Genomic DNA, 17,800 nt, shown 5'->3' on the forward strand with positions numbered 1-17,800 from the left:
CAGATGCCAATGGCCATCCACGTAGTCCGGCTGGGCAGTGAGCGCGCCAGCAACGAGGGCTTGCGCATCGGCACGGTCCGGCGTCCGCCGCGCGGCGTACCGAAGCAGAAGTTCGCCTCGGAGAACTGGTACGACGTGTGGTTCCCGAACCTCGCGCCCAGCCTGGAAACGATGAAACAGGCGCAGGCCGCGCAAACGCCGGCGCAATGGAACGCCTTCGTCCGCAAATACCGCGCTGAAATGGCGACACCGGAAAACAGCCATGCCATCGCGCTGCTCGCCGCGTTATCGCAACACACCAATTTCTCGGTCGGTTGCTACTGCGAGGACGAGGCGCATTGCCATCGCTCGATCCTGCGCGCGCTGCTCGCCGCGCAGGGTGCGAAGTTCGCCTAGCCTGCGGACGTGGAGGCCACGGCCTTTCCGCGTACCTCGAGCATGAAGTACGCCACTCCGGCCAGTAGCAGTGGCGCCAGGAAATAGATCGCGCGGTACGCCAGCAGCGCGGCGAGCACCTGCGTCGGCGGGATGCGATGCCCGAACGCGGCCACGAACACGGCTTCGATCACCCCAATGCCAGCCGGTATGTGCGTCAAGGCCGTCGCCACCGCGGCAAACAGCAGGGCGCCGAGCACGGTCGGGTAATCGGCCGACGGCGGCAGCAGGATGAAGATGATCGCTGCCATCAGCGACCAGTTCACCATCGCCAGTGCGAACTGCGTCAATGCCAGCGGCACCGACGGCAGGCGGAAGTGGTGGCCGCGCACATGGAAGACACGGCCATGCAGGCGATGGCAGGCGAACACGTACAGCAGCGCCGCGGTCACCATGACCAGGCCTGTCGCCTCCAGCACGCTGGCATCGGATACCAGCCGCGGTGGCAATGCCACGCGTCCGCTCGCGAACAGCGCCCCCGCCAGCAGCAGGTAACCCAGCCAGTTGGTGGCGGCGCTGAATGCGACGATGCGGCTGATCGTGCCGATACCCAGTCCCGCGTGCGAATACATGCGGAAGCGCGCGCCGGTGCCGCCGATCAGGGCGCCGATGTTGAGCGCAAAGGCGTAGGCGATGCCCGTGATGAGCATCACCCGCCCCGTGGACAGCGAGTGGTGCGCGTAGCGTCGTGCCGCGAGGTCGTAGCCGCAGTAGGTGAGGTAGCTCGCCACCGTCAGCAGGGCGGCAACGGCGAGCGTGCCACCGTCGTAGCCCGCCATGGACTCGGCCACGTGCTTCCAGTCGATCGTGCGCGCCGCTTGCGCCAGCAGGGCGAGCACGGCCAGCGGGAACAGCCAAAGCACGATGCGCCACAGCCGATGCAGCAGGGGATGGCGGTATCTCATGGCGCAGTCCCGGCACCAGCCTCATCGGGCGGTTTGGCCAGCGCGACCCTGGGCGTGTGCGCCGGCAACCATCCTGCCCAGTCGGGGAAGCGGCGCAGGACATGGAACAGCAGCGGTCGCGTCAGCACGTGCCAGAAGCTCCCGCGCGGCACCTGCGCCGGGTCGACGGACTGGCAATGGTGCTGCAGCAGGTTCTGGAGGTTGTCACGCAACTCGGCTACGAAGGACGGGTCGCGGATGAAGACGTTGGCTTCCAGGTTCAACGACAGGCTGAGCGGATCGAGGTTGCTGGAGCCGACCGTGGCCCAGTCGTCGTCGACCAGGGCCACCTTGCCGTGGAACGGCCGCTCGCAGTATTCGTACAGTTGCACGCCCGCTTCGACCAGGTGCCGGTACAAGGTGCGGGCCGCCACCAGCGCCACCTGCATGTCCGGCTCGCCCTGGAAGATCAGCGTCACCTTCACCCCGCGCCGAGCCGCATGGCGCAGGTCCCGAAGGAAGCCATAGCCGGGAAAGAAGTACGCATTGGCGAGCAGGATCTCACGCCGCGCGGCGCGGATGGCACGCCGGTATTCGCGTTCGATCGAACCACGCCGGCGATGGTTGTCGCGCGGCACGAACATCACGTCGGCCGCACCCGCCTGCGCGACGGACTCGGCCTGGCGCGCGGGGCGCCAGGCATTGCCCACTCCCTGCGAAGCGAGCGCCGCGCGCAGGAAGTCGTGGATATCGGCAACCGCCGGGCCTTCTACTTCCACCGCATAGTCCTGCTTGGCCTCCGCGCCGAAATCGCGCACGTGGTCGGCGGAGAAATTGATCCCGCCCACCAGCGCGACGCGAGCATCGGCGACCAGCAGCTTGCGATGCATGCGCCGGAACACGTGCAGACGCATGCCCAGCCAGCGTGGATGCGGATCGAACAGGCGCAGGCGAACGCCGGCCTCGGTGAAGCCGGCGAGGAATTCCGGCGAGAAATGCGGCGAGCCATAGCCATCGACGGTGAGTTCCACGCGCACACCGCGCCGCGCCGCGGCGATGAGACGACGGTGCAGCTCCAGCCCGATCTTGTCCTCGAACAGGATGAAGGTTTCGACCAGGATCTCGCGCTGCGCGGCATCGATCAGGGCGAACGCACGCGCGAAGAATTCCTCGCCGTTCTCCAGCAACGCCACGCGGTTGCCGCCGCGCCATGGGAACTCGCTGGCGCCGAAGTTCCTCATGGCGTGCCTCTCACCATTCGATCCTGGCCAGCAGCGGCGCGTGGTCGGACAGGTGCGACCAGGGGCGTGCCGACAGCACGCGCGGTTCGATGCCGCGGACCTTGCGCACATAGATGCGGTCGACGGGCAGCAGCGGCCAGCGCGCGGGAAACGTCCTGGCCAGCGCGCCGCGGTGCTGCATGAATACTTCCTGCAACCCGAAGCGCGCCAGTAGCGGATGCCCACGCCGGCGCCAATCGTTGAAGTCGCCGGCGACGACCAGGGGCGCATCGTCGGGCACTTCGGCCGCAATGATGTCGCAGAGCAGGGACAGCTGTTGCCGGCGATGCGACTCGAGCAGGCCCAGGTGCACGCAGATCGTGTGCACTTCCACGCCGGTGCCGGGCAGCGCGAGCACGCAGTGCAGCAGGCCGCGCTCCTCGCTGCCATGGATGGAGATGTCGCGGTTCTCGTGGCGCACGATCGGGAATTTCGACAGCAGCGCGTTGCCGTGGTGGCCGTGCGGATACACCGCGTTGCGGCCATAGGCGAACTGCGGCCACAGCGTGTCGGCGAGGAATTCGTACTGCGGCCCGTCCGGCCAGTTCAGGTGTTTCTGCGCGTGGTGCGCGTGTTCGCCCAGCACTTCCTGCAGGAACACGACGTCCGCCGAAACCGAGCGTATCGCCTCGCGCAACTCCGGCAGCACGAAGCGGCGATTGAGCAGGTTGAAACCCATGTGGGCGTTCAGGGTCAGGACGTTGAACGCGGGCATGCGACGATTGTGCGCAGGGGGGGGGACGGGCGGGTGAAGTCGTTGTGGGCCGAACCGTCGGCAGAACCCGACTATCAGCCGTTGATGGGTTTCAGCACGCCGAAGCGTTCCTTCCCGGGCTTCCCGACCAGCGGCTCGAAGGTGATCTTCGCCGGTGGCACCTTGGTCTCGGGCAGTCGTCCCAGCAGGTCACGGATCAGCGCGAGGCGGCCACGCTTCTGGCTGTTGAAGTCGACCAGCGTCCACGGCGCATGCGGCGTATGCGTGGCCTTGAGCATGGCCGCGCGCGCGCGCGTGTAATCGTCATAGTGCCGGCGCGCCTCGACGTCGATCTGCGACAGCTTCCAGCGCTTCAGCGGGTCCTTCAGGCGCTCGGCGAAGCGTTCTTCCTGCTCGTCCTGGTCGCAGCACAGCCAGTACTTGAACAGCAGGATGCCGTCATCGGTGAGCAGCTTCTCGAACGCAGGCGCCTGCTGGAGGAAAGCCTTGACCTGGGCGTCGCTGGCAAAGCCCATCACCTTCTCGACGCCGGCGCGGTTGTACCAGCTGCGGTCGAACAGAACGATCTCGCCGGCGGCGGGCAGGTGCGGGACGTAGCGCTGGAAGTACCACTGCGAGCTCTCGCGCTCGGTCGGCTTGGGCAGCGCGACCGCGCGGCACTGGCGCGGAGGCATGCGTGCGGCGATGGCATTGATCGCGCCGCCCTTGCCGGCGGTGTCGCGGCCTTCGACCACGACCACCACGCGCCGGCCGCAATGCTGCAGCCAGCGCGCCATGCCGACCAGTTCCTGCTGCAGCAGGGCCAACTGCTCCTCGTAATCCTCGCGCTTGAGCTTGGCCATTACCGGCTCCTGCTGCGCGGGGTCCGGGTGGGCGACGAGCGGGCGGGCGACGGTTGCATGCTGCGCGCGACTTCGAGCAGTGCGCCCTGCTGCTTCGTGTTCAATCCGCGGTACGCGGCGAGCAGGTCGTGCTCGCCCTTGGTGCGCGCGGGGTCGAGCGTGCTGGCGAGTTCGCCGAGCAACGCGCCGGCGGGAACCCCGAACGTGCGGGCGAGGGCGTCGAGCTGTTCCTTGCCGGGCAGCTTCTCGCCCTGCAGCCAGGCGCTGACCGTGGCGACGCCGGCGCGCGGGATGGCCGTGGCGATGTCGGCGGGGCTCAGTCCGCGCGCCTTTGCGAGCAGGCGCAGGGTGGTGGATAGCGGCATGTCGATCACTCCTTACTCCTTCAGGCGTGGGCGCAGGGTGGCCAGGTTGCAGGGCCGGGTGCGCGCATCCAGTTGCGCGCGGATGATCTTGTCCCACGCGGTGCGGCAGGCCGAGGTGGAACCCGGCAACGCAAACACGAAGGTGCCGTTGGCGAGTCCGGCGAAGGCGCGCGACTGCAACGTGCTGGTACCGATCTCCTCGAAGCTCAGCGCGCGGAACAGCTCGCCGAAGCCGGGCATTTCCTTGTCCAGCAGCGGCAGCAATGCCTCGGGCGTGGAGTCGCGCCCGGTGAAGCCGGTGCCGCCGGTGACCAGCACGCCGTCGATGCCATCGTCGGCAATCCATTGCGATACCTTCGCGCGCAGCTGGTAGCGGTCGTCGCGCAGCAGCGCGCGCTCGGCGAGCTGGTGACCCGCTTCGGCGAGGGCGGCGATTAGGTAGTCGCCGGAAGAATCTTCGGCCAGCGTGCGCGTGTCCGACACGGTGAGCACGCACAGACGGAGCGGAATGAAGTCACGTTCTGCGGTCATGCGGGCAGTGTAGGACGCGCCGCGGGAACATACGAGGGCGAACGTTCCGGCGCGTCGCAACGCGCGGCCCTCAGCCTCCGGCCATGGTGTGGACGGCCGCGGTGAAATCGCGGGCGAAGCCCGGCATGTCGAACAGGCCGCTGTCCAGCCGGCGCTGTGCCAGCTCCTCACGCAGCACCGACAGCGCCTGCGGATCGCGCCCCAGCGCGGTCGCCCGCGCGACGAAGGCCGCATCGCTGTCGACGTTCATCGCCGGCATGCCCAGGTGATGGTTGAGGCTGCCGGCTACGCGCGCGGCAAAGGTCTCGCCGGGGCGCGTCAGTACGGGGCACCCCGCCCACAGGGCATCCGACGCCGTGGTGTGGGCGTTGTACGGCTCCGTGTCGAGGAACAGGTCCGCGTGCTGCAGCCGCGCCATGTATTCGGCGTGCGGCTGCTTCGGCATGAACACTAGTCGTTGCGGATCCACGCCCTGTGCCTTGGCGAACTCGCGCAGGCGCTCGTCCGCACGGCCTGGCCCCGACAGCAGCCACAGCACGCTGCCCGGCACGCCGCGCAGCACGGCGAGGGCGCGACCTACGCTGCGCGGATTGAGCTTGTAGCTGTTGTTGAAGCAGCAGAACACCGTGCCGTCGCCGCGCTCGGGCAGACCGCAATCGCGGCGCGATGGCGCCGGTGGCAGCGCGCGCGCGGTATCGGTGGGCTGGAAGCAGCGCGGCAGGCGCACGACGCGCTCGCTGTAGTGGGCTGCGAGTGCCGCCGGCAGGGCGAAGCCGTCGGCGAGCACGTAGTCGATCCACGGCGCGCCGGACGTGCCCGGATACGCGAGCCAGTTGACCTGTACGCGCGCCGGACGCATCGCCAGTACTTCCGGCGCGCCGCCGCCGCCCCAGCCGCGCAGGTCGAACAGGACGTCGATGCCGGCTTCGCGGATGTGTTGCGCGACCTGCGCGTGCGGCAGGCCAGCCACGTCATGCAGCCGGGTTGCGGCGCGCAGGCGCTGCCGCACCAGGCTGCCGTCGTCGCGATTCAGTGCGAACAGGTGCACGTCGATGGTGTCCATCGCATGCAGCGCCTCGAACAGTGCGACGGTCAGTAGCCCGGTCGGGTGCGCGCCGAAACCGTTGGAGAGGAAGCCGGCACTCAGCCGGCCCGCGCGTGCGCGTGCGGCGATGGCTGGCAACGCGCGGACCGATCGTGCGACCACCGAGGCGCGCAGGCGCGCGCACTGCAGCTGCTCGGCGGCGGTCGAATCCTCGCTGAGGAACGCGAATGGTTCGATCATCGCGCGGTCTTCCCGTACCGCGGCGCGCACCTGAGTTGCCAGCGCATCGAGGTCGCGCCAGTCGCACAGCTTGCGGCGCCACGCCAGAAGGTAAGCGGCGATCTGCGGCTCGTCCGGCGCCAGCGCATGGGCGCGGGCATAGGCATCGGACGCCGCTTCGGCTTCGCCGACTTCCTCCAGTACATGCCCGAGCCAGACCGCTATGCCCGGATGGTGGGGTGCGTTCGCGGCGGCGGCGCGCAGGCTGGTGGCAGCTTCCGCGCGCTGCTGCTGCATCCATTGCGCGCGGCCGAGGCGTGCGAGCGCTTCCGGATGGCCCGGCTGCAGTGCCAGCGCGCGCCGTGCCGCGGCTTCACCGGCGCGGGCATCGCCGGCATCGAGTTCGTATTCGCACAGCATGATCCACGCCAGCGCGTTGTTCGGTTCGCGTTGCACGGCCAGGCGCGCCTGGCTGCGGGGATCGAGTGTGTTCAACCGACGTCGCTCCTGCTCAGGCCGGCGTGCGCAGGCTGTACCACTGGGTTTCGTCCTCGTCCCAGCCGGCGGAACGATAGCGCGCGCGCGCCGCCGTGTTGTCGCGCATGGTTTCCAGCATCAATCCGGCCGCGCCTTGTTCCCTGGCGAAGCGTGCGGCGCCAGTCAGCAACGCGTTCGCCACGCCGCGCCGGCGCGCGTCCGCGTCGACGAAGAGGTCGTTGAGTATCCAGATGCGCGCCATGCGCACCGACGAGAACATCGGGTAGAGCTGGGTGAAGCCGACAGCGCGGCCATCGAGTTCGGCGACCAGGATCGCCGATTCGTTCCGCTGCAGGCGCTCGCGCAGGAAGTCGCGTGCGCGCTGCACATCGCCCGGCTGCGCGTAGAAGCGGCGGTAGGCGTCGAACAACGGGGCGACGGCATCGACGTCGTCGAGCGTGGCGCGGCGCAGAGTGATGCCCATGGATTCCTCGCAAAGCGGCGGGGTGCGACGCGCATCGTAGCGGGGAAGCGGCATGCGCCGCATGGCCGCTTGCCCGGCCGCGGGGTGTCACGCGCCGTGCGTGAGCCGTGCCAGTTCGTCGGCCTGGTTCTCGTGCTGCAACCGCTCCACCAGCGCATCGAGGTTGCCTTCGATGACGTTCGGCAGGTCGTACAGGGTGAGCCCTTCCACGCGGTGGTCGGTGATGCGTCCCTGCGGGAAGTTGTAGGTGCGGATGCGCTGGCTGCGGTCGCCGCTGCCGACCTGCAGCTTGCGGGTCTCCGCCTGCGCGGCCGCGGCCTTGGCCGCCTGCGCTTCGGCGATGATGGCGGACAGCCGCTTCATCGCCTTGTCGCGGTTGGCGTGCTGGCTGCGCTCGGTCTGGCTTTCCACGACTATCCCGGTGGGCACGTGGGTGATGCGGATCGCCGACTCGGTCTTGTTGACGTGCTGCCCGCCGGCGCCGCTGGAACGGAACGTGTCCACTTTCAGGTCCGCGGGGTTGATCTCGACCGGCTCGCCTTCGCTCTCGACCGGGATGATCGCCACCGTCGCCGCGGACGTATGGATGCGGCCCTGCGATTCGGTTTCCGGCACGCGTTGCACGCGATGCGTGCCGGATTCGAACTTGAGCCGCGAATACGCGCCACGGCCCTCGACGCGCGCGATGATTTCCTTGTAGCCGCCGTGTTCGCCCGGGCTGGCGGATTCGACCTCGACCTTCCAGCCCTGCCGCTCGGCATAGCGCGAATACATGCGGAACAGGTCGCCTGCGAAAATCGCGGCTTCGTCGCCGCCCGTGCCGGCGCGCACTTCCAGGTAGATGTCGCCTTCGTCGCGCGCGTCCTTCGGGATCAGGTGAGCGAGCAGTTCGGCATCGAGCCGCTCCAGGCGTTCCGTCGCGCTGGCGATTTCCTCTTCGGCCAGTTCGCGCAGTTCAACGTCGCCGCGCATGGCCTCGGCCGCGGCGAGATCGCGACGGGCCCGCGCCTCGGCGTGCAGCGCATGCGCGACCGGTTCCAGTTGCGCGAATTCGCGCGAGAGCCGCCGGAACTGGTTGGCATCGCCGATCACGCCGGGATCGGCGAGCAGACGTTCGAGTTCGTCGCGCCGTTCGGCCAGGGCTTCGAGTTTGCGACGCAGGGTCGGGGTCATGGGGCAACGATTGAAGAGGAGTGAGAACGAAGCCGGAGTGGGAACAGTGGCATTCGAAATGGAGAATATGTGTTCGTCATCCCGGCGAAAGCCGGGATCCATTTTGACTTTGCTCTTTTGCTCTTCGGCCCAGAGCAAAAGCAACGGCAAAATGGATCCCGGCTTTCGTCGGGATGACGGCTTCAAGGTCGCTAGCTGTCCGCGACTTTTTCGTCGCCCTGATCGACGGCCGGGAACAGCTTGTTCGCCGCACGTGCCAGATCCGCATTGCCGGTCAGCGCCGCTTCGCGCAGGGCGATCGTCGGCGCATGCAGCAGCTTGTTGGTCAGCGTATGGGCCAGGAAATCGAGCACGGCTTCCGGGTCCTCGCCCGCGGCGAGTTGCTGTTTCGCCTTGGCCAGCACGTCGGACCTGGCGGCCTCGCCGTGCGCGCGCAGGCGCTTGAGCGGCTCGATGCGGGTGCTGGCGCCGAGGGCTTCGACATAGCGCGCGACCTGCAGTTCGACGATGGCTTCGGCCTCGTTGGCGGCTTCGCGACGGCTGCGGCGGTTGTCCTCGATCGCGCGTTCGAGGTCGTCGACGGTGTAGAGGAAGATGTCCTTCAATTCCGCCACGTCGCTGGCGATATCGCGCGGCACCGCGAGGTCGAGCAGCAGCATCGGCCGGTGCCTGCGCGTTGCCAGCGCGGAGGCGACCTGCGCCTTGTGCAGGATCGGATCGCGTGCGGCCGTGGCGGAAATCACGACATCGGCTTCGCACAGGTGACGGTCGAGTTCGGACAGCGCCAGCGCGTAGCCGCCATGGCGGGTGGCGAGGTCCTGCGCGTGGGCGAGGGTGCGGTTGGCGATGAGCAGCCGTCGGGTCTTGGCCTGCACGAGGTGGCGCGCTGCCAGCTCGATGGTTTCGCCGGCGCCGATCAGCAGCACCGTGGAATCGGCGAGCCGGGCGAAGGATTCCTGCGCCAGGCGCACGGCGGTGGACGCGACCGACACCGGGTTCGCGCCGATGCGCGTGTCGGTGCGGGCACGCTTGGCCGTGGCGAAGGCATGCTGGAACAAACGGTCCAACTGGTTGCCCAGGCTGCCCGACGCGCGCGCGGTCGCCCACGCGTCCTTGACCTGGCCGAGGATTTGCGGCTCGCCCAGCACCAGCGAGTCCAGGCCTGTCGCCACCCGGAACAGATGGCGCACGGCGTCCGCATCGGCATGGCGATACAGGTAGGCGTGGAGGTCGCCGGCATCGTCGGGATGCGTGGCGAGCCAGTCGGCGAGTGCGCTGCCGTCGTCGTCGGTGACGGCGTACAGTTCGGTGCGGTTGCAGGTAGAGAGCAGCGCGACTTCGTGCACCGACGGCAGGCCGCGCAGGGCATCGAGCGCCGCCGGGATCGAATCGCCGGAAAACGCCACCCGTTCGCGCAGGCTGACTGGCGCGGTCTGGTGGTTGATGCCGAGGACGAAGAGGCTCATCGGAGCGCGGGACTCATGCACGGCACAGGGCCGTTCAGGGGCTTGCGTTAAGCTGGTTCGAGAAGGCCGTCATTCTACCGGCCGGTGCTCTGCAGGTCCCGCCTTGTCGAATCCACGGTTGATTCCGCTGCGTTCCGTCCATGCGCTGGCACGCGCCCTGCTGTTCACGCTGGTGTTGTTGGCAGGTCCGGCGGCCGCTGGCCGGAACCCGCCTGCCGATGACAGCGTGCGCGCGCTGGAGCCCACGCTCGCGGGCGAATTCGCCCTGCAATCCGGCAAGCTCGACGAGGCGGCGAAGGCCTACCTGGAAGCCGCCAAGGCCGGCAACGACCCCGTCCTGGCCGAGCGTGCGACCCGCATCGCCCTGCTCGCCAAGGACAACAAGCGCGCCGCCGAAGCCCTGGAGCTGTGGCGCAAGCTGGGTGGCGACGCGCAGGCCCAGTCCGCCGCCGAGGCGACCCTGGCGCTGCGCCGCGGCGATGAACGCGCCGCCCGGCGCCAGCTGAATTCGCTGCTGCAGGCGGACCCGGACACCGGCTGGCAGCAGGTGGTCGGCGTCCTCGGTATCGGTGCGCGCGACCCCGAGCAGTCCGCGCGCATGCTGGATCGGCTGCTCGACGACGGCCGCATCCCGAACAAGCTGCAGGCGTGGCTCGCGTTTGGCGGCCTGGCGCAGAAGCTCGATCAGGACAAGCTGGCCGAGCGCATCGTCGATGAAGTCGTCAAGCGTTTCCCCGGCGAACCGCGCGTGGCCTTGTTGCGCGCGAGCCAGTTGCGCCAGGCGGGCAAGGAGGACGAGGCGCGCAAGGCGTTGGCGGCCCTCGATCCGGCCCTGCTGGCAGTGCCCGAGCTGCGCATGGCCGTTGCCGCCGAATACGACGAACTGGGCGATTTCCACGCCGCCGCCGACGCGCTCGCCCAAGGACCGCAGGACGACCAGACCTACTCGCTGCGTGCCTCGTTGCTGGCCCGCGCCGAAGACAAGTCCGCGTTGACCGCGCTGTACGAGGAACTGCGCCGCGACGCAGCCAAGCCGGATCCGAGCCGCAGGCTGCTGCTTGGGCAGATGGCGGAATTCCTCGACCGCAATGAAGAGGCGCTGGACTGGTACCGGGGCGTGCCCGGTGGCACGCAACGCTGGCCGGCGAAACTGCGCGCTGCCAATGTGCTGTACGAGCTCAAGCGCGGCCCTGAGGCCTACAAGGCCTTGCGCGACCTGCAGTCCGATGCCGCCGCGCCGGAAGACGCGCGCCGCGACGGTTACATCCTCGAAGCCGATCTGCACAACCGGGACAAGGATGGCGCGGGAGAACTCGATGCCTTCGCCCGCGGGCTGGCTGCATTTCCCGACGACCCCGACATCCTGTATGCGCGTGCGCTCGGCTGGGAACGCCGGGACGACATCCCGCGCGCCGAGGCCGACTTCCGCAAGATCCTGGTCGCCGATCCCGACAGCACCGCCGCGCTGAACGCGCTCGGCTACACGCTTGCCGATCGCACTGCGCGCTACCAGGAGGCGCTGGAGTTGATTGATCGCGCGCGCACCGCCGAGCCGGGCAACGCTGCCATCATCGACAGCTATGGCTGGGTGCTCTACCGCCTTGGACGCAAGGGCGAGGCGCTGACCGAGCTGCGCCGCGCGTTGGCCCTGCAGAAAGACCCGGAAATCGCCACGCACGTGGGCGAAGTGCTGTGGGACATGGGCAAGCACGACGAGGCGCGCAAGTACTTTGACGAGGCGCGCAAGCTCGACCCGGAAAACCGCGCCCTGCAGCGCGCCCTGCAGAAGATCGGCGAATGAGCGGGCGCCTGGTTCGCTCGGCCGCGCTGTCCGCCTGGGTGGTGCTGGCGCTGCCGGCCTGCGTTTCGCACCCAGCGCGCCAGGTGGTCCCGGTCGCCCCGGCGCAGGCGCAGGCCAACGACAACCGGCGTGGCGCGGTAGTCGACTGGGACCTGTCCGGACGCATCGCCGTGTCCAACGGCGACCGCGGCGGCAGCGGGCGCATCGACTGGCAGCAACGTGCGGGCGGTTACACGATTTCGCTGGGGGCGCCGGTCACGCGGCAAAGCTGGCGCCTCAGCGGCGACGAGCTCGGTGCGCGGCTGGAAGGCATTGCTGGCGGCCCGCGTGAAGGCGCGGATGTCGAGGAATTGCTGCGCTCGGCCACTGGCTGGAACATCCCGGTGCGGGCGATGCAGAACTGGGTTCGCGGTGTCGGTGGCGCCGTCCACGAGTACGGGCCGACGAAACTCGCCTACGACGCGGCCGGCCTGCCGGTGAAGCTGGAGCAGGCCGGATGGTCGGTCGAGTACCAGGATTGGTATCCGGCAGGACCCGACCGTCCGCAGCTGCCCAAGCGGATCGTGGCCCGCAACGGCAAGGCCAGCGTCAAGCTCGTCGTCGACGAGTGGGGTCTGGCCCCGCAGTAGGGGGCGCGGCAGTAAGGAGCGCGGCAGTAAGGAGCCATGGGCGCCTGGCGCCGCCGGAACTGCATTACCCTTTGCGCCCGCTCCCGCCCGCGCAGCTCCCGGATGCCCGTGCCCCACGCCCCCCATGCCTGGACCGTCTGGCCTGCGCCGGCCAAGCTCAACCTGTTCCTGCGCATCACCGGCCGCCGGGCGGATGGCTACCACGAGCTGCAGACGCTGTTCCGCCTGCTGGACTGGGGCGATTCGATCCGGCTCCGCATTCGCGACGACGGTCGGATCGTCCGCCATGGACAATCCGTGGCCGGAGTCGCCGAGCGCGATGATCTCGCGGTACGTGCCGCTATCTGCCTGCAAAATGCAGCCAATAGCGCGAAAGGTGTCGATATCATCGTCGAAAAGCGCATTCCAAGCGGAGGCGGCTTCGGCGGCGGTTCGTCGGATGCGGCGACCGTGCTGGTCGCCCTGGATTGGCTCTGGCGCGTCGGACTGGGCGCTTCGCGACTGGCGGAACTCGGACTGACGCTTGGGGCCGACGTCCCGGTCTTCGTCCACGGCCACAATGCCTGGGCAGAGGGGGTGGGGGAGCGCCTGAGACCGGTGGACCTGGCTCCGGCCTGGTACCTGCTGGCGGATCCTGGCGTCCATGCGCCGACTGCCGCGCTTTTCCAAGCTCCTGATTTGACGCGGAATGCAGCGCCCGCGACAATATCGGACTTCGTTTCGGGAACTGGACTCGGGAACGCTTTCGAGCCGGTTCTGCGCGCGCGTGAACCGGCCGTGGAGGCGGTGTTCGCGGCGCTGGCGCAGGTCGGCACGCCGCGATTGACCGGGTCGGGCAGTGGTTGCTTCGTCGAATTCGCCAGCCGCGAATCGGCGGAAGCGGCACTGGCCGCGCTGCCATCGGGCCTCAAGGCCTGGGTGGCGGCGGGAGCGGCAAGGTCGCCGCTGCTGGATGCGCTCGAGGCGATGGCTTCCGGTTCAGGCGAACCGTAGCCGAAGGTTTCACCGCAGGGGCGTCGCCAAGTGGTTAAGGCACCGGGTTTTGATCCCGGCATTCGTAGGTTCGAATCCTTCCGCCCCTGCCATTCAACAGACGCCGTAGTAGCTCCACCACGTTGTTCCCCCACCACCGCCACGGTCAGAGCGAAGCGGAGAGATTCACGTGCAGAACGATCGCAACCTGCTGGTTTTCAGCGGCAACGCCAACCGCCCCCTTGCCGAGGCCGTGTGCAAGGAACTCGGCATCCGCATGGGCAAGGCCCTGGTGAGCCGGTTCTCGGATGGCGAAGTCCAGGTCGAGATCGAGGAGAACGTGCGCCGGCAGGAAGTGTTCGTCATCCAGTCGACGAACGCGCCCAGCGCCGAGAACCTGGTGGAGCTGCTGGTCCTGATCGACGCGCTCAAGCGCGCATCGGTGTCCAGCATCACCGCCGTGGTGCCGTACTTCGGTTATGCGCGCCAGGACCGTCGTCCGCGGTCGGCACGCGTGCCGATCACGGCGAAGGTGGTGGCGAAGATGTTCTCGTCGGTAGGCGCCGACCGTGTGCTGACGGTCGACCTGCATGCCGACCAGATCCAGGGTTTCTTCGACATCCCGGTGGACAACGTGTACGCCTCGCCGCTGCTGCTCGCCGACATCTGGCGCGCGCACGGCACGGACAACCTGATCGTGGTCTCGCCGGACGTCGGTGGCGTGGTGCGCGCGCGAGCGATCGCGAAGCGCCTCGATGACGCGGAACTCGCGATCATCGACAAGCGTCGTCCGCGTGCCAACGTCGCCACGGTGATGAACATCATCGGTGACGTCGAAGGCAAGACCTGCGTGCTGGTCGACGACATCGTCGATACCGCGGGCACCTTGTGCGCAGCCGCAGGCGCGCTCAAGGCGCGCGGTGCGTTGAAGGTCGCCGCCTACTGCACCCATCCGGTGCTGTCGGGCGCGGCGATCGACAACATCACGAAGTCGCAGCTCGACGAGCTGGTGGTGACCGACACCATCCCGCTCAGCGCAGCCGCGAAGGCCTGTGGCCGCATCCGTCAGCTCAGCGTTGCCGAGCTGCTGGCGGAAACGATCCGCCGCATCGCCTTCGGTGAATCCGTCAGTTCGCTGTACGTCGATTGACGTCGGCGGATTGACCCGGGCTTCGGCCCAACCCACTCATCTGGTCGCGGATGAGTGGCATCGCCGCCGCGAGGCGGTTTCATTGCAAAGCAGAGTGAGTAACGACAATGTCTGAACACAAGATCTCGGCCACTGGCCGCGAAGCCGCAGGGAAGGGTGCGAGCCGCCGCCTGCGTCGCGCCGCCAGCATCCCGGCCATCCTCTACGGCGGCAACGCCGCCCCCCAGAGCATCCAGCTCGAGCACGAGAAGACCTGGCTCGCCAGCCAGAACGAGTGGTTCTACTCGTCGATCCTCGACCTCGAACTCGACGGCAAGGTGCAGAAGGTGCTGCTGCGTGACATGCAGCGCCATCCGTACAAGCAGATCATCATGCACCTCGACTTCCAGCGCGTGGACGAGAACCAGGCCCTGCGCGCGAAGGTGCCGCTGCACTTCCTCAACCAGGAGACCTCGCCGGCCGGCAAGACCGCGGGCGTCGTGATCACCCACGAGCTCAATGAAGTCGAAGTCAGCTGCCTGCCGAAGGACCTGCCGGAGTTCGTCGAGATCGACCTGAGCGCACTCACTGTCGGCGGCATCGTGCACCTGTCGGAGCTGAAGCTGCCGAAGGGCGTCGAGCTCCCCGTGCTGAAGCTGGGCAAGGAATACGACGTCGCCGTCGTGATCGCCAAGCACGGCAGGGAAGAAGTCGCGGAAGCCGCTGCTCCGGAAGCCGCCGAAGTGCCGGCCGCCAAGGTCGCGAAGAAGGAAGAGAAGTAATCACGGCTGCCCGGCGCGCCTTGCGGCGCGCCGGCGCAGTGGTGGTCACTCGCTTCATCGATGGCAGGCTTGCGCCTCATCGTCGGGCTGGGCAATCCCGGTCCCGAACACTCCCGGACCCGGCACAACGCCGGGTTCTGGTTTGTGGACGCCCTCGCGGAGAAATTCGGCGGCCGCTTCGGCCTCGAATCCAAGCTGTTCGGCGAAACCGCGAAGATCGAAATCGCCGGGCAGAACCTGTGGTTGCTGAAGCCGGCCACCTTCATGAACCTTTCCGGCAAGTCGGTCACCGCCGCCCTGCGGTACTGGAAGATCGAGCCGGAAGAGGCCCTCGTCGCGCATGACGAACTCGACCTGCCGGCGGGCACGCCGCGGCTGAAGTTCGACGGCGGCGCCGGTGGCCAGAACGGCATCCGCGACATCATGCGGCTGCTGGGTCACGGCAAGTTCGGGCGCCTGCGCATCGGAATCGGCCATCCCGGACACAAGGATCGCGTCACCCCGTGGGTGCTGGGCAAGCCCGGCCGAGATGACGAGGCGGCGATCCTGCGCGCCATCGACGACGCCATTGATGTGCTGCCGTTGGCGGTGGCTGGCGACTTCAACGAGGCGATGAAGCGGCTCAATACCGCGAAGGCGTGAGTCGGGAATGGGGAATCGGGAAACGCCGGAGCGCGATTCCCGATTCCCGATTCTCCATTCCGGATATAGACACCATGGGCATCAAATGCGGCATCGTCGGCCTGCCCAACGTCGGCAAGTCGACCCTGTTCAACGCGCTCACCAAGGCGGGCATCGCCGCGGCCAATTTCCCGTTCTGCACGATCGAGCCGAACGTCGGCGTCGTGCCGGTGCCGGATCCGCGCCTCAACGCGCTGAGCGACATCGTCAAGCCGCAGAAGGTGATTCCGACCGCGGTGGAATTCGTCGATATCGCCGGCCTGGTGGCGGGTGCGGCGAGCGGTGAGGGCCTGGGCAACAAATTCCTCGCGCATATCCGCGAAGTCGATGCGATCACCCACGTGGTGCGCTGCTTCGAGCACTCCGACGTCATCCACGTCAACAACAAGGTCGATCCGATCGCCGATATCGAGACCATCGACACCGAATTGGCGCTCGCCGACCTCGAGTCGGTGGAAAGGGCATTGCAGCGCGCCGAGCGCACCGCCAAGACCGGCGACAAGGATGCGAAGGTGCGCGTGGAAGTGCTCAGTCGCATCCGCGCAGGCCTCGATGCCGGCAAGCCCGCGCGTGCGCTGGGCCTGTCCGATGACGACAGGGCGCAGGTTCGCGACCTGTTCCTTCTGACGTTGAAGCCGGTGATGTACGTGGCGAACGTCCTGGAGGATGGCTTCGAAGGAAACCCGCACCTGGACGTCGTGCGCGCCCGCGCGGTGGGCGAGGGTGCCGAAGTGGTGCCGGTCTCGGCTGCCATCGAGGAGGAGCTCAGCCAGCTCGACGACGCCGACCGCGACGCGTTCCTGCACGACCTGGGCCTCGACGAGCCGGGCCTGAACCGCGTGATCCGTGCTGCCTACAAGCTGCTGGGCCTGCAGACCTACTTCACCGCCGGCGTGAAGGAAGTCCGCGCCTGGACCGTGAAGGCCGGTTCTACCGCCCCGCAGGCCGCGGCGGTGATCCATACCGACTTCGAGAAGGGCTTCATCCGCGCCGAAACCATCGCGTACGACGACTTCATCAAGTACAAGGGCGAATCCGGCGCCCGCGATGCCGGCCGCCTGCGCCTGGAAGGCAAGGAGTACCGCGTCCAGGAAGGCGACGTCCTGCACTTCCGCTTCAACGTCTGACTCCGGCCACGGCCGGCAAAAAAGAATTGCCGGAATGCGTTGACTTCCGCGGGCTTGCTCACCAAAATAGCGGGCTCTTTGGAGGGATACCCAAGCGGCCAACGGGGGCAGACTGTAAATCTGCTGGCTTACGCCTTCGGTGGTTCGAATCCACCTCCCTCCACCAGCTTTCCAGTTCAGCGGAGGGTTGGAGGAAACAGATGCTTCACCCGGTTGCCTTACCAGCGGCCGGCGCTTCAAGGCAGTACGTTCCAAACCGGGTTTGTTGGAGAATGCTTCAGTCCGGCGCGGGAGTAGTTCAATGGTAGAACTGTAGCCTTCCAAGCTACTAGCGCGGGTTCGATTCCCGTCTCCCGCTCCATTGAAGTAACTCGGTGTACTGTCTGCAAAATCTGCTCACGTAGCTCAGTCGGTAGAGCACCTCCTTGGTAAGGAGGAGGTCGATGGTTCGATTCCATTCGTGAGCACCATCTTTCGAGTCCGGCCCTGGCCGGGCTCAAATCCGAACCCCGCACTGCGGGGTTTCGTCACGTCCCCATCCAGCAGCACAACGAGAAGCGACAGCCATGGCAAAGGGTAAGTTCGAGCGCACCAAGCCCCACGTAAACGTCGGCACGATCGGCCACGTGGACCACGGCAAGACCACGCTGACGGCAGCGCTGACCAAGGTGGGCGCGGAGCGTTTCGGCGGCGAGTTCAAGGCCTATGACGCGATCGACGCGGCGCCGGAAGAGAAGGCGCGCGGCATCACGATCTCGACCGC

Annotated in this window: 19 protein-coding genes and 4 tRNA genes; 13 read left to right on the forward strand and 10 right to left on the reverse strand. The window is 67.7% G+C overall.

What is annotated here, in order from left to right:
- The first annotated feature begins 9 nt into the window (after nucleotides 1-9).
- The gene (locus ACXJJ9_RS07485; protein ID WP_457096564.1) at nucleotides 10-396 is read left to right on the forward strand and encodes a DUF488 domain-containing protein; all 387 of its coding nucleotides are present in this window, start codon (nucleotides 10-12) and stop codon (nucleotides 394-396) included.
- Here ACXJJ9_RS07485 and ACXJJ9_RS07490 read toward each other — a convergent pair.
- The 10 genes from ACXJJ9_RS07490 to hemA all read right to left on the reverse strand — a co-directional run bounded on the left by ACXJJ9_RS07490 (nucleotide 393) and on the right by hemA (nucleotide 9,916).
- Entirely contained in the window at nucleotides 393-1,340 is a 948-nt protein-coding gene (locus tag ACXJJ9_RS07490; protein WP_457096565.1) for a lysylphosphatidylglycerol synthase transmembrane domain-containing protein, read from the reverse strand. The two genes, ACXJJ9_RS07485 and ACXJJ9_RS07490, sit on opposite strands and share 4 nt — an antisense overlap.
- Complete coding sequence (gene clsB, locus ACXJJ9_RS07495; RefSeq protein ID WP_457096566.1) at nucleotides 1,337-2,560, reverse strand: cardiolipin synthase ClsB; 1,224 nt, start codon at nucleotides 2,558-2,560, stop codon at nucleotides 1,337-1,339. Before clsB ends, ACXJJ9_RS07490 begins: the two co-directional genes overlap by 4 nt.
- A 10-nt stretch (nucleotides 2,561-2,570) precedes the next feature.
- Nucleotides 2,571-3,314 (reverse strand): endonuclease/exonuclease/phosphatase family protein, encoded by a 744-nt coding sequence (locus ACXJJ9_RS07500; RefSeq protein ID WP_457096567.1) that lies wholly within the window; start codon nucleotides 3,312-3,314, stop codon nucleotides 2,571-2,573.
- Between the two features lie 74 nt (nucleotides 3,315-3,388).
- Entirely contained in the window at nucleotides 3,389-4,156 is a 768-nt protein-coding gene (ppk2, locus tag ACXJJ9_RS07505) for a polyphosphate kinase 2 (protein ID WP_457096568.1), read from the reverse strand.
- Entirely contained in the window at nucleotides 4,156-4,521 is a 366-nt protein-coding gene (locus ACXJJ9_RS07510; protein WP_457096569.1) for a helix-turn-helix domain-containing protein, read from the reverse strand. The genes ppk2 and ACXJJ9_RS07510 overlap by 1 nt, the downstream gene beginning before the upstream one ends.
- A gap of 12 nt (nucleotides 4,522-4,533) precedes the next feature.
- Nucleotides 4,534-5,052: a molybdenum cofactor biosynthesis protein B gene (gene moaB, locus ACXJJ9_RS07515; protein ID WP_457096570.1), complete on the reverse strand. Its 519-nt coding sequence runs from the start codon at nucleotides 5,050-5,052 to the stop codon at nucleotides 4,534-4,536.
- A 70-nt stretch (nucleotides 5,053-5,122) separates the two neighbouring features.
- On the reverse strand, nucleotides 5,123-6,811 hold the full coding sequence (locus ACXJJ9_RS07520) for an O-linked N-acetylglucosamine transferase, SPINDLY family protein (protein ID WP_457096571.1): 1,689 nt from the start codon (nucleotides 6,809-6,811) through the stop codon (nucleotides 5,123-5,125).
- Between the two features lie 16 nt (nucleotides 6,812-6,827).
- Complete coding sequence (locus tag ACXJJ9_RS07525; protein ID WP_457096572.1) at nucleotides 6,828-7,277, reverse strand: N-acetyltransferase family protein; 450 nt, start codon at nucleotides 7,275-7,277, stop codon at nucleotides 6,828-6,830.
- Nucleotides 7,278-7,364: 87 nt separating this feature from the next.
- Entirely contained in the window at nucleotides 7,365-8,450 is a 1,086-nt protein-coding gene (prfA, locus tag ACXJJ9_RS07530) for a peptide chain release factor 1 (RefSeq protein ID WP_457096573.1), read from the reverse strand.
- A 191-nt stretch (nucleotides 8,451-8,641) separates the two neighbouring features.
- Complete coding sequence (gene hemA, locus ACXJJ9_RS07535) at nucleotides 8,642-9,916, reverse strand: glutamyl-tRNA reductase (protein ID WP_457096574.1); 1,275 nt, start codon at nucleotides 9,914-9,916, stop codon at nucleotides 8,642-8,644.
- Between the two features lie 118 nt (nucleotides 9,917-10,034).
- On the opposite strand from hemA, the gene ACXJJ9_RS07540 reads away from it, so the two are divergent.
- The 12 genes from ACXJJ9_RS07540 to ACXJJ9_RS07595 form a co-directional block, all read left to right on the forward strand.
- Nucleotides 10,035-11,717, forward strand: a complete 1,683-nt coding sequence (locus tag ACXJJ9_RS07540; RefSeq protein ID WP_457096575.1) for a tetratricopeptide repeat protein — start codon at nucleotides 10,035-10,037, stop codon at nucleotides 11,715-11,717.
- The gene (gene lolB, locus ACXJJ9_RS07545) at nucleotides 11,714-12,346 is read left to right on the forward strand and encodes a lipoprotein insertase outer membrane protein LolB (protein WP_457096576.1); all 633 of its coding nucleotides are present in this window, start codon (nucleotides 11,714-11,716) and stop codon (nucleotides 12,344-12,346) included. Before ACXJJ9_RS07540 ends, lolB begins: the two co-directional genes overlap by 4 nt.
- Before the next feature lie 108 nt (nucleotides 12,347-12,454).
- The gene (gene ispE / locus ACXJJ9_RS07550; protein ID WP_457096577.1) at nucleotides 12,455-13,339 is read left to right on the forward strand and encodes a 4-(cytidine 5'-diphospho)-2-C-methyl-D-erythritol kinase; all 885 of its coding nucleotides are present in this window, start codon (nucleotides 12,455-12,457) and stop codon (nucleotides 13,337-13,339) included.
- A 16-nt stretch (nucleotides 13,340-13,355) separates the two neighbouring features.
- Nucleotides 13,356-13,431: transfer RNA gene (locus tag ACXJJ9_RS07555), tRNA-Gln, on the forward strand.
- Nucleotides 13,432-13,508: 77 nt separating this feature from the next.
- Nucleotides 13,509-14,468 (forward strand): ribose-phosphate diphosphokinase, encoded by a 960-nt coding sequence (locus ACXJJ9_RS07560; RefSeq protein WP_310053910.1) that lies wholly within the window; start codon nucleotides 13,509-13,511, stop codon nucleotides 14,466-14,468.
- A gap of 107 nt (nucleotides 14,469-14,575) precedes the next feature.
- On the forward strand, nucleotides 14,576-15,229 hold the full coding sequence (locus ACXJJ9_RS07565) for a 50S ribosomal protein L25/general stress protein Ctc (protein WP_457096578.1): 654 nt from the start codon (nucleotides 14,576-14,578) through the stop codon (nucleotides 15,227-15,229).
- A gap of 60 nt (nucleotides 15,230-15,289) precedes the next feature.
- Nucleotides 15,290-15,871, forward strand: a complete 582-nt coding sequence (gene pth, locus ACXJJ9_RS07570) for an aminoacyl-tRNA hydrolase (protein WP_310053907.1) — start codon at nucleotides 15,290-15,292, stop codon at nucleotides 15,869-15,871.
- Between the two features lie 74 nt (nucleotides 15,872-15,945).
- Nucleotides 15,946-17,037, forward strand: coding sequence for a redox-regulated ATPase YchF (gene ychF / locus ACXJJ9_RS07575; RefSeq protein ID WP_457096579.1), 1,092 nt, complete (start codon nucleotides 15,946-15,948; stop codon nucleotides 17,035-17,037).
- A gap of 80 nt (nucleotides 17,038-17,117) precedes the next feature.
- Nucleotides 17,118-17,203, forward strand: a tRNA-Tyr gene (locus ACXJJ9_RS07580).
- 121 nt (nucleotides 17,204-17,324) lie between these two features.
- A tRNA-Gly gene (locus ACXJJ9_RS07585) sits at nucleotides 17,325-17,398 on the forward strand.
- A 33-nt stretch (nucleotides 17,399-17,431) separates the two neighbouring features.
- Nucleotides 17,432-17,507 (forward strand) — tRNA-Thr (locus ACXJJ9_RS07590).
- A gap of 96 nt (nucleotides 17,508-17,603) precedes the next feature.
- Nucleotides 17,604-17,800 (forward strand): GTP-binding protein (locus tag ACXJJ9_RS07595; RefSeq protein WP_006505780.1); only part of this gene is annotated, 197 nt, incomplete at its 3' end.

This window comes from Lysobacter sp. P5_B9 (assembly GCF_054049835.1).